Genomic DNA, 14,648 nt, shown 5'->3' on the forward strand with positions numbered 1-14,648 from the left:
CGAGGCCGCCTCAGCGTGCCCACCACCAAACTGCAATGTTGTTCAAGGACGTGTTCATGGCGTGAATTGTTAGCTTGAGATGCTGCGATGCGCAAGCGGAAGATGGGAGGAAAGTTCATCGCTCCGGGAAGGCCGCATCCGCCTGCGCTCGGCTATGGCTGGCTAGACGCGAGCGTTTTCGGAACGCCCCGGCTTCGGCAGAACCAGATCGCCGACGGTATAGGTATGGAATTCACTCGTCGAGACAGCGTCGAGCTTGCAGAACTTCTCGACAAAGGCCGGATCGGAGAAGAATTCGTCGACATTGCCGGCGCCTCTGATGGCTTCGATGTTCACCACGGTCAGGCCATCGGTGCTCTTGGCGAGATTGCTCCAGAGGAACCCTTCCTTTCGTTCGGCAACATAGTGGACGACGTCCTGGATCAACCCGAACGCCTCCTCCTGCTTGCCCGGATGAGCATGAATGACATTGACGATAAAGGTGGTCGGCTGCGGCGCGGCGACGAAATGGGCGGAGGACGTATCCATTGCGGTTCCTTTCTGGAAAAGCGGCATCATGCGCCGCACCGGCCCTGGATATCGGGATCGGGATAGCGGATAAATGATCCGGTATTCTCGTAAGACCGGAACAAAATTCCGCAATAGGATTCGCGATGGACAAACTTGGAACGCTCGGCATCTTCGTGCAGACGGCGGAAGGCGGCAGCTTCGTTGCGGGCGCGAGACGGCTGGGCCTCTCCAGCTCCGCCGTCGGCAAGGCAATTGCCCGCCTGGAGCAGGACATGGGAGTTCGCCTCTTTCATCGCTCCACCCGCAGCATGACGTTGACCGAGGAAGGCAGCTTTTTTCTCGATACCTGCCGGCGGATCATCTCCGAGCTTGATACCGCGCAGGCGGAGCTTTCCAAATCGCACGCGGCCCCTCGCGGCCATCTTCGCGTCAGCCTTCCCCTGGCAGGGATGCTGTTGATGCCGGCCGTATCGGCCTTCATGCACGCTTACCCCGACATCACGCTGGATCTCGATTTTACCGACCGGCTGGTGGATGTGATCGAGGAGGGATTCGATGCGGTCATCCGCACGGGCGACGTCCGGGATAGCAGGCTGATGAGCCGCAAGCTCGGCACATTCCGCTTTCAGATTGTCGCCGCGCCCGATTATCTGAAGGCGCAAGGCATGCCGCTCACACCGGAAGACCTGCTCAGGCACAGATGTCTGCATCACCGCTACCCGAGCACGGGCAAGCTGGAGCCGTGGCCGCTGGTGCGGGATGGAGAGGAGTTGCGGCTCGCCCTGCCGACGACCACGATCGCCAGCACCATCGAGCCGCTCATCCATCTCGCCGAAAACAGCTTCGGCATCACATGCCTGCCGCCTTTCGCCGTGAGCACGCAGATCGCCGATGGCCGGCTTCTGCCGTTGCTCGAAGACCATGTCGCGAAGACCGGCATCTTCCGCATATTGTGGCCCACGAGCCGCTACCTGTCTCCGAAGATACGTGTCTTCGTGGACTTCATGGCGGCCAATCTGTTTGCCGATCAGTTGGCCGCCTGAAGGATCGCGGCAGATAGGGAGCCTGCAGCCTGACAGGGCTGGCCCGCCTCCCTATTCCTGCCCTCTTGCCGCTTCGAAGAACTCTTCCGGACCATCCACTTCGACCAGCCGTTTCCGGTCGATCAACCAGAAGCGGTTACCCACCGATCGCACGAAGCTTCGATCGTGCGAAACGAGAAGGCAGCTTGCCTCGTTTGCCGTCAGCTCACCCTCCAGCGCCTCCTGGCCATCGATATCCAGATGGTTGGTCGGCTCGTCGAGCAGGTAGAAGTTGGGATTGGTCAGGCGCAGCGCCAGCATGGCAAGCCGCGCCTTCTGTCCGCCCGACAACCGGCCGATTTCCTTCCCCTGCATGTCGATGCCGACACCGATGCCGGCGAGCAATGTACGCGCGCGTTGCTCGCCGAGCTCGAACAGACGCGCAATCATCCCGAGCGGCGTGTCCTTCAGGCCGAGATTGGAGAGCGCCTGATCGCTGTAGCCGAGCACGAGCGATGGCGTCGGCTTGATCGCACCGCCGACCGAAAGATCGGCGATGGCCTTGCGGATCATCTCCACGAACCGCGTCTTGCCGGCGCCGTTCCGACCCAGCAACACGATGCGATCTCCCTGGCAGATCCACTGCTGGCCTGTCCTGAACAGCGGCGTGCCGTCCGGCGTCGTCACGACGGCATCTTCCAGCGTCAGAAGCACCTTGGCCTGGATGCCGCGATTGGCAAGCTGGATCGAACCGGACGAGCGTTCACGGTAGCCCGGCCGCGCGCTGTCCTCCAGCTTCTCCGCCCGCGCCTTCAGCTGCTTCGTCTTGACAGTCAAAAGGTCGCTGCCGGAGTTGACGCCGAGATTATAGAGCTTGGCCGCCTGCTTGCGCAGTTGCTGCGCCGTCTTCATCTCCTTCTGGTAACGGCGCTCATCGGAGGCATCGGCCTCGTCCAGCGCCGCACGCGCCCGGCCATATGGCAACGCATAGGTCAGCGACTGCTCCTGACGCAGGAACAGGGTTCGATTGGAAACCGCATCTAGGAAAGCACGATCGTGGCTGGCGATCAGGACAGCCACGTCACGCGGCAACGCATTCAGCCAATCCTCCAGGAGCGCGATCTTGACGAGATCGAGATGGTTGGTCGGCTCGTCGAGCAGCAGCACGTCGGGCTCGGTGACCCAGACGCGGGCAAGCATGGCAAGCCGCTGCCAGCCACCGCTGAGCTGTGCAAGCGCCCTCTCCCGCATGGCCGCCGGCACATCGAACGAATCGAGGGTGACATCGACACGCCAGCTTTCGCTCGCCACCTGTTCCCTGGGCAAGGCGCGAAGAACGGCATCGTAGAAAGAGATACCGAGCAGGTTCGACGGCACATTCTGCTCGACATAGCCGACCCGAAGACCGCGGGCGCGGGTGATATCGCCCGTCGTCGGCTCTTGCCTGCCCGCTATGCAGTTGAGCAGCGTGGTTTTTCCGCGTCCGTTCGCGGCCACGATGCCGACGCGATCACCGGCATCCACGGTGACGTTGAGATTGGAAAACAGCGGCGCACTCATGGTGACGCCCAGATTGCGGAGGTTGATCAGAGTCATGGTCTTTTCCGGTCTCGACCGAGCATCTCAAGACATCGCCGGCAGCTCCTTTTGCTGCGCTACGCCGATGTCATCGGCCATAAACAGGCCAATGCTCGAAAACGTGTCATGACGCGGCCGCGAAAAGCGCGAGCCTACGTCTCCCAAAAGGGCAGACCAGAAGAAATGATTGAGTAAGACAGCCTCTGATCAGCCCTGCAAACGCATCTGCAGGGCACGAGTCGGACCGAACTGGCGAATATGCCAGACTATCTTGGTCATACGGTCCTCCTCTCTTTTCTCTCGACGGTTAAAGACTGCGCGTCCCGAATAGCACCGAACGCTACGATTTACAATTGCACGAGCGGCTCGATGCCACGCAAGAGGGCAAAAAAAGGGCGATGCCGAAGCATCGCCCAAGTTTGCCGCATGGATGTAACAGCTCAGAACCTTTGTGTCAGCGTCAGCTTGAAGGTCCGGCCGGGCTCGGAATAGTAGGCCGAAGGTTGGCTAAGACCCGTCGACGCGACGTTGAGCGAGTCGTAGTAGGTCTTGTTGAAGATGTTGTAGACACCGGCCCGCAGCGTCAGGCCTTTCACCTGTTCCGGCTCCCACCAGCCGGTCAGGTCGAAGATGCCGTAGCCAGGCGTGCGGAAATTGTCACCGGTCTTCTTCGGCTCGCTCGTCGCGGTGATGAAGGTCAGGTCCGTTCCCCACACTTCGGTCGCATAGCCGAGGGTGAAGGCGGCCTTGGCCGGAGCAACGGAATCGATCCATTCGCCGGTATCGGAGTCCTTGCCGTTGACGTAGGCGAGCGCGCCCTTGACGTGGATGCCGTTGTCGAACTTCTTGTGCGCGTTCACTTCGACGCCGAACATACGGACGTTGGCGCGGTTGAAGTATTCGGTGATCCCGAGCGGATAGGTGCCGGTCGGATCAGCCGAGTTTTCCGAGTCGATGAAGTTCTTGTACTTGTTGTAGAAGGCACCGATATGGCCGCCGAAATCGTCATCGCCGAGATTGGTGCCGATTTCGATGCCGTTGCTCGTTTCCGGCTTCAGGTCCGGATTGCCGTAGCTGACATAGCCGCCGGGCACGCCGTAGTTCACGTAGAGCTCGCTGACGTTGGGCGCACGGAAGGCCATGGCCCATTGCGCGTAGAGCTCGACATTGTCCTGCGGCTGGTAGGACGCGCGCAGCTTCGGCGAGAAGCGGCTGTCAGACTGGCCGGACGGCAGGCCTTCGTAGTTCGCGCTGTCGCGATAGGCCGACGTATTCTTCGGCGAGTAGTCATACCAGTCGAAGCGCAGGCCCGGCGTCAAAGAGAAATTGCTGGAGCCGAACTCGATCTTGTCGTCGACGAAGGCGCCGACGCGCTTGCCGTCGACATCGGGCATATCGGACTGGTTGGTGTGCAGGAACGAGCAGGAGAAGGCCCAGCGCGGATCACCGCAACTATCCTTGCCGGCCGAGTATTGGTGGACCTTGTTGAACGCGACATCGAGACCGAAGGTGACCTTGTGGTGCAGGTCGCCGGTATCGAAGGCCTTCGACCCGTTGCCGTTGAAGCCGATGCTGCGGTCTTCCATCTCGTTGCGGCGCCAGTAGTCGCCGATGACGGACGTATAGCGATAGCCCTCGGCACCTTCTTCGCGCAGGAGGTTCTGCCAGTAGAAGACGGCATTGGCCGTATCGAGCAGGGAGTCGGCGCTTTCGGCATCGTACTTATAGTCGAGCGACACGCGGTTGCGCTCGGTATTGTCCGTCGTATCGTAGTTGCCGGGCCGGAAGTTTCCGGTCGGGCTTTGCGAGTGCATCGCGTCGATGTCTTTATCTTTGTTGAAATGCTCCGCCGTGATGCCGAACGTACCGATGTCGGTATACTGGCGGATCTTGAAGAGGCCGTTTCTCTGGTTGTAGTCGGCGGGATCGGCCTTCGAGCGCTTGGTCGAATAGCCGCCGACATCGCCGTTGTTCTCGAGCTCATGACCATGCGTATAGCCGCCTTCGAACAGAACGGCCGTGTTGTCGATGCGCTTGGCAACGGCAGCCGAACCGCCGAGGCTACGATCATCGCCATTGTAGCCGAACTTGAAGACGCCGCCCCAGGTCGAGCCCGGCGCGATTACATCTTCCGGTTCCAGCGTTCGCAGCACGAAGGCCCCGCCGAGCGCGCCGGAGCCGGCACGGCTGGAATCGGCGCCGCGAACGACATCGACGCTCGAAAGCGCGTTGAAGTCGAAGCTGTTCGCTCCGCCATCCGCTCCGCGCGCGACGTCGAGCATAAAGGGAATCTCGATGCCGTCGACCGTGGTCAACACGCGGTCGTCGCCAAGGCCGCGAATGTTGACGCCGCCGGTGGTGCGGTTGAAGCCGACACCGACTTCCGTGCTGCGGCCGAGATCCTCGATGCGCGTGATCTGGTTGTCGTCGATTTCCTTCGCCGTCGTTTCGCTGGCGGTCGGGGAGTCGGCAAGAACGTCCTTGGATGCCTTGGCTTTGCTTTTTACGACGATCGGCTTGAGGTTGGTGACGCGATCACCCTTGGCAGCCTCGCCAGCCGCATCTTCGTTCTGAGTTGCCGTTTGGGCAAAAGATGTCGTCGCCAGCCCGAGAGCCAGAAACGCAGTGCATGCCAATAGGGCCGAGCGTGAGCGCCGGACAACCATAACCATTCCTTTCGAACTGCTTTCACCGGGCTGGCTGGTTGCTGCGTCGAAAGCAGGCAAGGGGCTGGCTAGGTTAGTTTTGTTGACGAGACGGAAATTTTCCGCCTTCTTTCTGCCGCATAAAAAACATGACTATTATTGTCAATATATCGGCCGCCGATAATCATGAATAAAATTATCATCTTTTAAGACGAGGCGTGAACGTTGCTGAATTGCAACGAAATGACGGCTTCAAGCGTTCTATCCACATCATCATTAGAAGTGGCTGATTTACTTGATGCTGTTCAAAATCGTTTCACTAGCCTCCACCGCCATCCTGCTCATGGCCGCCTCGCTTCCACGGACGGGCCCGATACCGGAGCAAAAGCCGGAAAAGGAACAGGCTCAGCCAAGCGTCGAACCACCGATCCCGGCGGAAAAACCCGCTACATCCTCCGAAAAACCTGCCGTTCCCGCGGAAAAGCCGGCCAGACAGGCGGAGGAACAAACGACCGGTCAGACGCAGGGTCCCCCTCGCCCACCCCTGAGCGTCGCGTCCGAATCAGACGAAGAACATCAAGCCTGCCTGAAGGAGCTGACCGCGATGGGAGCGACCTTCAAGGAGGCCGCCCGCATCGACGACGGCAATGGCTGCGGTATCGACAAGCCGATTGCGCTTGCCTCGCCGCTGCCGGGCATGGAACTCAAGCCTGAAGGCAAAATGCGCTGCGAAGCCGCGCTTGCTCTGGCCCAATGGATGAAAGAAAGCGTGATCCCGTCCGCCGCCGCATTGGACAACGGCAAGATCGTCACGATCAACCAGGCATCGACCTATGTCTGCCGCCTGCGCAACAACGCCACCACCGGCAAGATCTCCGAGCACGCCCGCGGCAACGCCATCGATATCGCCAGCTTCACCTTCGAAAACGGCAAGACGATCGGCATCGAACCCCGGCGCGAGGACCCAACGCTTACCGGAGCGTTCCAGCGCGCAGCAAGCGCCTCGGCATGCCTCTATTTCACGACCGTCCTGGACCCGGAAAGCGACGCCGCGCACGAGACCCATTTCCATCTCGACGTGATCGAAAGGAATGGCGGCTTTCGCTATTGCCACTAGTCGCCGGCAAGCATCGACAGGATCGATGATACGGCTCCATCGAAATCGCGGCGGAGCCTATCATACGCCGATGCCGACACCCACGCTCGCTTGTGTTTCCAATGTCGCCGGCATCGAGGGCTGGCGCAAGCTCGATCGGCCGCGTTGAATCAGATTCTGAACTTAAAACAATCCTTCGATGTAGCCATGATCGTTGAGGAAAATCCTCTCGGCCGCCGGCGATTTCGGCAGGCCGGGCATGGTCATGATCTCGCCGGTGATGGCGACGACGAAGCCTGCGCCCGCGGAAAGCCGTACCTCGCGAACAGTCACGACATGCCCCTCCGGCGCACCGCGAACGTTCGGATCGGTCGAAAAGGAATACTGGGTCTTCGCCATGCAGACAGGCAGGTGCCCGTACCCCTGATCCTCCCAGGACCGCAGCTGATCGCGTACGGTCTTGTCGGCCGTGACCTCGCCGGCATGGTAGATTTTCGATGCGACGATCTCGATCTTTTCCAGCAGCGGAAGATTGTCGGGATAGAGCGGCTGGAATTTCGCCTGGCCGGACTCGGCAAGCTCCACCACCTTATGCGCGAGATCGACGATACCAGCCGAGCCTTCCGCCCAGTGCCGGCAGAGGATGGCCTCGGCGCCGAGGCGCGCGACGTAATCCTTCAGCGCCTCGATTTCCGCCTCGGTATCCGAGACGAAATGATTGATGGCGACCACGACGGGCACGCCGAACTTGCGGACATTGGCCACATGCCGGCCGAGATTGGAGCAGCCCTTGACGAGAGCCTCGACATTCTCCCTGCCGAGATCGTCCTTCTTCACGCCGCCGTTCATCTTCAATGCCCGCACCGTTGCGACGATGACGGCCGCATCCGGCGACAGCCCGGCCTTGCGGCATTTGATGTCGAAGAATTTCTCTGCCCCGAGGTCGGCGCCGAAACCGGCTTCCGTCACCACGTAGTCGGCAAGTTTCAGAGCCGTGCGCGTGGCGATCACCGAATTGCAGCCGTGGGCGATGTTGGCGAAGGGGCCGCCATGCACGAGCGCCGGATTGTTTTCCAGCGTTTGGACGAGATTAGGCTGCATCGCGTCCTTGAGCAGAACCGCCATCGCGCCATCCGCCTTCAGATCGCGGGCATAGACGGGCGTGCGATCGCGGCGATAGCCGATGATGATGTTGCCGAGCCGCTTTTCCAGATCCTTGAGGTCCGACGCCAGACAAAGGATCGCCATGACCTCCGAGGCGACGGTGATATCGAAGCCGCCTTCACGCGGAAAGCCGTTCGCAACGCCGCCGAGCGAGGACACGATATCGCGCAGTGCACGATCGTTCATATCCATCGCGCGGCGCCAGGTGATGCGCCGGATGTCGATATTCTGCTCGTTGCCCCAATAGATGTGATTGTCGATCAGCGCGGCGAGCAGATTGTGGGCGGAGGTGATCGCATGAAAATCGCCGGTAAAATGCAGATTGATGTCTTCCATCGGAATGACCTGCGCGTAACCGCCACCGGCCGCCCCTCCCTTGACGCCGAAGCAGGGACCGAGCGACGCCTCGCGCACGCAGACCACCGCCTTCTTGCCGATGCGGTTCAGGCCATCGCCGAGGCCGACTGTGGTGGTGGTCTTGCCCTCGCCTGCCGGCGTCGGATTGATCGCCGTGACGAGAATCAGCTTGCCGTCCTTCTTGTCGGCCTGCGCCGCGATGAACTCGGCACCGATCTTCGCCTTGTCGTAGCCGTAGGGCGCAAGGTCTCCCGCAGGGATGCCGAGCTTGGCGCCAATCTCGATGATCGGCAGTTTCCTTGCCGCACGAGCGATTTCGATATCGGATGCCACCGTCGCCATAAGACTTGCCCCCAACTCACGGTCATTTGCCTGTCGGGATAAACCAATATGTTTGCAGTGTGAATAGCGGCTGCACCCTGTCTTCCGCGAAACGCCCAGTCTTGTCGCGGAACGCCGGTGCGCCTATTTTCGGGATCCAGATGCAAAGCCGGAACGAAGGAAAACACATGAAGTCCCTGGAATTGCTGGTCGAGCGCATCATCCTCTCCAGTCGCTGGCTTCTGGTGATCTTCTATCTCGGCCTTGCGGCCTCGCTCGCCGTCTACGCCGTTTCGTTCGCCTACAAGTTCTACAAGGTGACCATCAACGTCTTCCAGTATGACGAAGCCGACATGATCCTCGCCATCCTCGGCCTCATCGACGCTGCCCTGGTGGCAAGCCTGATCGTCATGGTGATGATTTCCGGCTACGAGAATTTCGTCAGCCGCTTCGATGAGGCCGAAGGCGAGGTTTCCTTCCTTGGAAAGCTCGATTCAGGCAGCCTCAAGATCAAGGTCGCCTCCTCGATCGTCGCCATTTCCTCGATCCACCTGCTGCAGATCTTCCTGAACGCCACTCAATACGACAACGCCAAGCTGATGTGGTTCACCATCATTCATCTTGCCTTCGTCGTCTCGGCGCTGCTGCTGGGCTTCCTGGAAAAGATCATGGCGAAAACCAAGGCCAAGGATAGCTGACGCTGCAGCGGCGCGCCTATTTGCCGGCCACCGCCGATGCAGCGTTGATCGGCGGTGGTGGTGGCGCTTCGCAATCGGAGATCGATTGCTTGTCCTTGCAGCTGGCGGCTGAAACCAGCGCATCGGCATCGGAGAGTTCCGTCGTCAGCTTCAGGTTCAGCGCCTCCACCTGAGAGATCAGGTGGATTCCGCTCGGCTCGGTTCCGAGCATCGCGGCGACCAGACCTTCGTCTACTCCCATCTTGTCGAGGAAACCGACCAGCCGTGCTCTCTGCGCCTTATCGAGCCTGGTCGTATCGTACTTGCCGACGAACTTGCGCCCGATTTCCTTCTTCGACAGGACCTTGCGCTTGCCGTTCACCATCTCGTATTCGGTGCGGTATTGGACACGCACCTCGCTATAGGTCGTGGTGATCTGGTGAACGCCCAGCAATGCGAACGGGCTGGAAACGCGCTGGACGCCGCCGGCAAAAAACAAAGGGCAGGCCGAGAAGCAGATGGCGCCCCAGGAAAAGGCCTGTCCCTTGATCGAGCCATCCTTGGCCACGGCGGGCGGGCAGATCGGCTCCGCATAGGGGCATACCCGCGAGCGCGTCCGCCCAACCGCGATGGAAAGCTTCTGCTTGCGAATGGTGCGCGCCATCTCCATCGCCGCCTTGACATCGCCGCCCGGCGAGCTGACGACGATCGGCAATTGCCGATTGCCCAGCCGCTTCAGAAATTTCTGCAGCTTTCTCGGCGTGTCGGCCATGATCTGCCCTTCAGCGGAGATCCAGTCCGGGCACGTATTGTCGGCGCGGCATTCGCCCATCTCGCCGTGGACGAGCAGGAAACGCATCGGCGTACCGCCGGCCACACCGGCCGCATCGGCAAAGGCAGGCGCGGCAAGCAGAAGTGAAACGGCTGTCACGAACCGCAGCACCGTTTGACACCACCGCATCGCAAGCTGCGGGAGAAAGCGAAAATTCATGAGGTACACGCCTGGAAGCGATTGCTTTGGCAAGACCGATATCAACCGCTTTGGACCTTCGCAAGGCATGCCTTTGCGATGGGGCATCATTTGCCGAAACTGGCGATCGCTGACGCCGAAGGCCGCCACAAGAGAGCGCCTCCGGGTAAACCCGCGATCATATATCATGCTCGACAGGTAACTTGCTGCTCATCATACCACATAAACAGCTTAACTCCGCAGGTTAGGCGCGAGACGGGCTTACATCAAGCCCCCTTCTCATTCAGCAGCTATGGCGACACCGCGGCAGGCCCTCCCATCGAGGCTCGTATCGACATCGCACACATGTCTCACCACAGCGCGCTTTTCATAAGACCAATGGTGCCAACCGGGTGTTTTTATCGCGACAGGGGCGTTGAAGAGACATTTTTCACGTCTAATGCCCATTTTGGGCGAAGATTTATGAGATCCGCACGTAGAAATATTAAAATATATGAAAATGAATTTATTTCTGGTCCTGTGGTATTTTTGCGTCTAGCATTCACTCATAAATCGGGTATTTGATAACGATAACACGCTGTGGGCGCTTCAACTCATATGTCCTATATCATTACTGCCGAGAGACAATTGTTGCTGTCTGCCGAGTTGGCTGCCGCTCGGACGCAAACAGCATTTGTACTGGCGCTGGAGCGGACCGGAGCAGCATTCGGCTTCAGCCATATGGCTTTCATGAACGCCCCGGTTCCGGATGATACGCTGATGACGCCGCTGCTTATCGAAGGCACGGTGCCGGCGCAGTTCGTGCGTGAATTCGATCGTCATCAACTTGCGCGCCGTTGTCCGATGCTGCTGTGCACGCGCGACTCGGTGATGCCGCGCAGCTGGCATTTGCTGGAGAAGGATGTCGAGCAGGACACCGATCTTCCGCACGAGCTTCATACGCTGCTGATCAACTACAATTGCCCGATGAGCGTCATCATCCCGGCCAATGCCCCGGATGGCCAGCGCCTGCTCTTCTGGTTCATGGGCAACCGCAATAGCCTCGGTCAGAGCGAGATCAACGAGCTTACCCTGATCATGCTGCAGGCGCTCGATTCCTATAATTGCCTCAAGCGCAACGACGGCGCAGCACCGCATTCGCTTTCCGCACGCGAACTTGAAGTCGTCCGCTGGACGGCCCAGGGCAAGACCTCGGTCGAAATCGGCCAGATCCTGTCTCTCTCCGACCATACGGTCAACGCCTACATGATGAATGCGATCAAGAAGCTCGATTGCGTCAACCGCACGCAGCTTGTCGCAAAAGCCATCCGCCTCAAGCTTATCAGCTGATCTTTTCAGGCGTCAGACCCGGTATGCCGCCGGGCCTTCGAGCAAACAAGCACACATACTCCACAGGAACTCAACAAACGTCAGGCGCCATTGTTCAACGGCCACCCAGAACCGTGCGGATTTCGACGAGATTCGAACGCACGCGCAGGAGATGGAACCCCATCGTCGCGAGATGGCTTGGCATGAAGGAGCTGTCTTCCGGCCCATTGGAGATGATCATCGGCTGAATGCGCAGCGCCGCCTGCAACATTCCGAGAGTGTCGTTCCAGAGCCTGCCGACATTGCGTTCGGCGATGACCTGCTGGAAGTCCGCGCCAGCCGCAGTCAGGATGCCGTAATTGGCGTAAAGCTGACCATAGGCAAACCAGAAACGATCGTCCGCGCGCATGTCGAACCATCCGTAGCTGTATTTCTGGGACCGGTCCGCCAATATGTTGGCTGTGTTGCCGAGGTCGCTGGACACATGGTCGATGAACTGCAGCAGATTATCCGCACGCCCGTCGAAAATGGCCTTGCAGTTGCCGAGGTCGGTGTTGAAGTTGCGCAGATTGGTGATTGCAGCGCGATAGTAGCTCGGCGTCGGGGTCTTCGGCCCAAAGGGATGCATCCCGAAATACCAGCTGGATTCGTCGAACTGCAGGTTGCCTCGCGCCTTCTGCAGGTCGCCGTTGATGCCGGACGTTCCCCGCACGCGACCGATCGTGTCGACCAATTCCGCCGAGGTACGGCGAACCACCAGGTTTACCCCGCGCTGGAAGGAAGCCTTGTTGTCGAGAAAAGGCGTATCGTCCCATGAGATGCCGAAGAGACCGAGCTTGTAGAGCAGCATCGAGGAAATCCAGGCATTTTGGTTGACATTGAAGTCCGTCAGATCGGCAGCAACGTCGACGATTCCCGAGGTCTGGCAGCTATTCGGCGTCGCGGCCGCCTGCTGCCCATCCGCCGCCGGCAATTCCTGTCCGGCGGAAAACTTGCGTTCGGAAAACTTGTAGACATCCGGATATGACGGATTGAACCCGGTCCAGATCTGCGTCTGCCAGACGAAGTAGATGTAAAGCAGCGCCAGCAGCGTAACGAGCGCAACGACCGGCAGCTTGAGCAGCCAGTTGCCCTGGCGATACCAGCCGCGCGCCGCGAGAAACGGCCAGCTGAGCCCGACGAAAACCAATCCCAGCCATCGTCCGATGGCGGCCAAGATCCGCTTGAAGAATGCCGTGATCGAGTCAAGCATGGACACGTCTCCTAAACCGCACCGTGCATCCTGCCGACACGCGACGGACGCACCACACCGAACCTGCGCAACGGCCCTTGCGAACACTCCGGAGAGTTCTCGCGGCATAAGGCCTTATCGCCGCTCGCGTTCCAGCAAATATGTTTTCTTGGGAAAAACAACAACCATCTGCGTCGAATTTTCGGCACCGGAGAACAATCAACCCTCTGGTTGTGCTTCGTCGGCAGCCTTGTCCAGGCCGGCGGGAACGGGCAGCAGATGCGGCTCCAGCCGTCTTGTGAACACCGCATCGACATGCGCCTTTCGCGCCGCCAGGTCTTGCCCGGCCAGCACATTCGTCTCGAAAGCCCGGATCAGGCTCTCGACCGCCGCCGTTCGCACGACCGTCGCCGAAGCGGGATCGGCTTCCGTCTCCAATGCCTTGAGCAAGGCGATCCGCTGCTCGATATCGACGGCCAGCTTGGCGGCCATGGCGCTGACGGCGGCAATCTGACCGTTCAGGGCGGCCGCCAACCGCTCATAGATATCGATGAGGCGCTGCCGCACCATTCGCGCCGACTGCAGCTCCTTTTCCTGCCGCCGGATGGTGTCCTGCTCGGCCAGCAGCTCGCGGTAATCCGCCTCCACCTCGGACTGCAGGTCGGCATGGCGCGAGGATGGACGGTTGCGCCGCTGGTACATCAGCTTTTCCGTCTGGGCATCGGCCCGACGCTGCACCTGCTCGATCTCGAAATCGAGTTTGCGCCGGCGCTCGATCACGCCTTCGAGATGGAGCTCGCAATCGCGAAAGCACCGGGAGAACACGGGGCGGGCCTGCTTGAAAAGGAGATCGAGTTCGGCCGAGGCGTCCAGAACCGCCTCGAGTTCAGCGATGATCGCCTCGGGCTTCATCGGACTGCGCGCCAGCCGCCGGCCCAGAAGGCCGGCATTTTCCAGACCGACTTTCTCGTCGAACAACCGTCGATGCTGCAGATCCGCCTCCCCGGTCGCACGGTCCTGTTCCTTGACCAGCGTCAGCGCCAGCGATTTCCAGCGATCCAGCAATTCGACCGCCTCGCGAACCAGCGTTTCCTCGACAGGGAAATTGATAGTTGTGATACGCGCTTCGCTCTTGTCATGAACAGCCAGCGTCGCCACGGCCGAACTCGCGCCGTTGATGGCATCATCCAGCGTCGTACGCGCCTTGTCGAGCATGCCATCGAAGGAATGAGGCTTGACCATGAAAGCATTCTCTCCCCTACCTCTGGGGCGAGACTAGCCGCTTCCGCCGGTGAAGGAAATGCTCGAAAACGACTATTGGGCAGCCGCCGGGTTCTTCAGATAGGCGATCACATTGTCGAGGTCCTTGTCGCTCTTCAGACCGGGAAACGTCATCCTGGTGCCTTTGACCAGAAACTGCGGCGCCGGCAGATATTTCCGCAGCAGCGCTTCATCCCAAACCTTGCCGTCGGCCCCGAAAGCCCGCATCGCCGGCGAATAGGAATAGTCCGGCACGCTTGCGACAGGCCGCCCCACCACTCCCATCAACGAGGGACCAACGCGGTTCTCGGGCGCCGTCGCCGTGTGGCAAGCGCCGCATCTCTTGAAAACAGCGGCTCCGGCAATCGCATCCCCATCCGCGAGCGCTGAAGACGCCGACGCAAGCGCGATGACGAGCGGTATCAGAGAAAGCAGTTTCATCGTTCCTCCCGACCGGAACTCGCCCCGTTTCCGGCGGCCACATGACCCAACCGGCCGCGATGGCGTTT

At 60.1% G+C, this 14,648-nt stretch carries 12 protein-coding genes; 4 read left to right on the plus strand and 8 right to left on the minus strand.

Annotated features, from left to right (window positions below; translation table 11 throughout):
* Nucleotides 1-162: 162 nt before the first annotated feature.
* Nucleotides 163-528: an antibiotic biosynthesis monooxygenase gene (locus ACQZ6J_RS03080; RefSeq protein WP_449081864.1), complete on the minus strand. Its 366-nt coding sequence runs from the start codon at nt 526-528 to the stop codon at nt 163-165.
* Nucleotides 529-653: 125 nt separating this feature from the next.
* Between ACQZ6J_RS03080 and ACQZ6J_RS03085 the strand changes: the two genes are divergently transcribed.
* Nucleotides 654-1,553 carry a LysR family transcriptional regulator gene (locus ACQZ6J_RS03085; RefSeq protein WP_449081866.1) on the plus strand — a complete coding sequence of 300 codons (900 nt, stop codon included), beginning with the start codon at nt 654-656 and terminating at the stop codon, nt 1,551-1,553.
* Nucleotides 1,554-1,604: 51 nt separating this feature from the next.
* Here the strand turns inward: ACQZ6J_RS03085 and ACQZ6J_RS03090 are convergent, their stop codons facing one another.
* Together ACQZ6J_RS03090 and ACQZ6J_RS03095 are read right to left on the minus strand one after the other, a co-directional pair.
* Nucleotides 1,605-3,128 carry an ABC-F family ATP-binding cassette domain-containing protein gene (locus ACQZ6J_RS03090; RefSeq protein WP_449081868.1) on the minus strand — a complete coding sequence of 508 codons (1,524 nt, stop codon included), beginning with the start codon at nt 3,126-3,128 and terminating at the stop codon, nt 1,605-1,607.
* Between the two features lie 422 nt (nt 3,129-3,550).
* A complete protein-coding gene (locus tag ACQZ6J_RS03095) occupies nt 3,551-5,776 on the minus strand; it encodes a TonB-dependent hemoglobin/transferrin/lactoferrin family receptor (RefSeq protein ID WP_449081870.1) in 2,226 nt (741 codons plus the stop codon).
* Between the two features lie 277 nt (nt 5,777-6,053).
* On the opposite strand from ACQZ6J_RS03095, the gene ACQZ6J_RS03100 reads away from it, so the two are divergent.
* Nucleotides 6,054-6,872, plus strand: coding sequence for an extensin family protein (locus ACQZ6J_RS03100; RefSeq protein WP_449081872.1), 819 nt, complete (start codon nt 6,054-6,056; stop codon nt 6,870-6,872).
* A 162-nt stretch (nt 6,873-7,034) separates the two neighbouring features.
* Here ACQZ6J_RS03100 and ACQZ6J_RS03105 read toward each other — a convergent pair whose 3' ends face one another.
* Nucleotides 7,035-8,714 carry a formate--tetrahydrofolate ligase gene (locus ACQZ6J_RS03105; protein ID WP_449081874.1) on the minus strand — a complete coding sequence of 560 codons (1,680 nt, stop codon included), beginning with the start codon at nt 8,712-8,714 and terminating at the stop codon, nt 7,035-7,037.
* A 167-nt stretch (nt 8,715-8,881) separates the two neighbouring features.
* Here ACQZ6J_RS03105 and ACQZ6J_RS03110 point away from each other — a divergent pair, with 167 nt between their 5' ends.
* Nucleotides 8,882-9,391 (plus strand): TIGR00645 family protein, encoded by a 510-nt coding sequence (locus tag ACQZ6J_RS03110; RefSeq protein ID WP_163987949.1) that lies wholly within the window; start codon nt 8,882-8,884, stop codon nt 9,389-9,391.
* Nucleotides 9,392-9,407: 16 nt separating this feature from the next.
* Here the strand turns inward: ACQZ6J_RS03110 and ACQZ6J_RS03115 are convergent, their stop codons facing one another.
* Nucleotides 9,408-10,301 (minus strand): hypothetical protein, encoded by an 894-nt coding sequence (locus ACQZ6J_RS03115; protein WP_449081877.1) that lies wholly within the window; start codon nt 10,299-10,301, stop codon nt 9,408-9,410.
* A gap of 636 nt (nt 10,302-10,937) precedes the next feature.
* Here ACQZ6J_RS03115 and ACQZ6J_RS03120 point away from each other — a divergent pair.
* Nucleotides 10,938-11,669, plus strand: a complete 732-nt coding sequence (locus tag ACQZ6J_RS03120) for a helix-turn-helix transcriptional regulator (protein ID WP_163987951.1) — start codon at nt 10,938-10,940, stop codon at nt 11,667-11,669.
* 94 nt (nt 11,670-11,763) lie between these two features.
* Here the strand turns inward: ACQZ6J_RS03120 and ACQZ6J_RS03125 are convergent, their stop codons facing one another.
* The 3 genes from ACQZ6J_RS03125 to ACQZ6J_RS03135 all read right to left on the minus strand — a co-directional run bounded on the left by ACQZ6J_RS03125 (nt 11,764) and on the right by ACQZ6J_RS03135 (nt 14,580).
* Nucleotides 11,764-12,900: a DUF2333 family protein gene (locus tag ACQZ6J_RS03125; protein WP_163987952.1), complete on the minus strand. Its 1,137-nt coding sequence runs from the start codon at nt 12,898-12,900 to the stop codon at nt 11,764-11,766.
* A gap of 198 nt (nt 12,901-13,098) precedes the next feature.
* On the minus strand, nt 13,099-14,121 hold the full coding sequence (locus ACQZ6J_RS03130) for a hypothetical protein (RefSeq protein ID WP_449081879.1): 1,023 nt from the start codon (nt 14,119-14,121) through the stop codon (nt 13,099-13,101).
* A gap of 72 nt (nt 14,122-14,193) precedes the next feature.
* Complete coding sequence (locus tag ACQZ6J_RS03135; protein WP_449081881.1) at nt 14,194-14,580, minus strand: c-type cytochrome; 387 nt, start codon at nt 14,578-14,580, stop codon at nt 14,194-14,196.
* Nucleotides 14,581-14,648: the final 68 nt, after the last annotated feature.

Source organism: Rhizobium sp. A37_96 (assembly GCF_053521765.1).

Bases quoted from the DNA above. Each gene is read 5' to 3' on its own strand.
- ACQZ6J_RS03080 (WP_449081864.1), bottom strand. From the start codon at position 528: ATGGATACGTCCTCCGCCCATTTCGTCGCCGCGCCGCAGCCGACCACC.
- ACQZ6J_RS03135 (WP_449081881.1), bottom strand. From the start codon at position 14,580: ATGAAACTGCTTTCTCTGATACCGCTCGTCATCGCGCTTGCGTCGGCG.
- ACQZ6J_RS03120 (WP_163987951.1), top strand. From the start codon at position 10,938: ATGTCCTATATCATTACTGCCGAGAGACAATTGTTGCTGTCTGCCGAG.
- ACQZ6J_RS03125 (WP_163987952.1), bottom strand. From the start codon at position 12,900: ATGCTTGACTCGATCACGGCATTCTTCAAGCGGATCTTGGCCGCCATC.
- ACQZ6J_RS03085 (WP_449081866.1), top strand. From the start codon at position 654: ATGGACAAACTTGGAACGCTCGGCATCTTCGTGCAGACGGCGGAAGGC.
- ACQZ6J_RS03095 (WP_449081870.1), bottom strand. From the start codon at position 5,776: ATGGTTGTCCGGCGCTCACGCTCGGCCCTATTGGCATGCACTGCGTTT.
- ACQZ6J_RS03105 (WP_449081874.1), bottom strand. From the start codon at position 8,714: ATGGCGACGGTGGCATCCGATATCGAAATCGCTCGTGCGGCAAGGAAA.
- ACQZ6J_RS03110 (WP_163987949.1), top strand. From the start codon at position 8,882: ATGAAGTCCCTGGAATTGCTGGTCGAGCGCATCATCCTCTCCAGTCGC.
- ACQZ6J_RS03100 (WP_449081872.1), top strand. From the start codon at position 6,054: ATGCTGTTCAAAATCGTTTCACTAGCCTCCACCGCCATCCTGCTCATG.
- ACQZ6J_RS03130 (WP_449081879.1), bottom strand. From the start codon at position 14,121: ATGGTCAAGCCTCATTCCTTCGATGGCATGCTCGACAAGGCGCGTACG.
- ACQZ6J_RS03090 (WP_449081868.1), bottom strand. From the start codon at position 3,128: ATGACTCTGATCAACCTCCGCAATCTGGGCGTCACCATGAGTGCGCCG.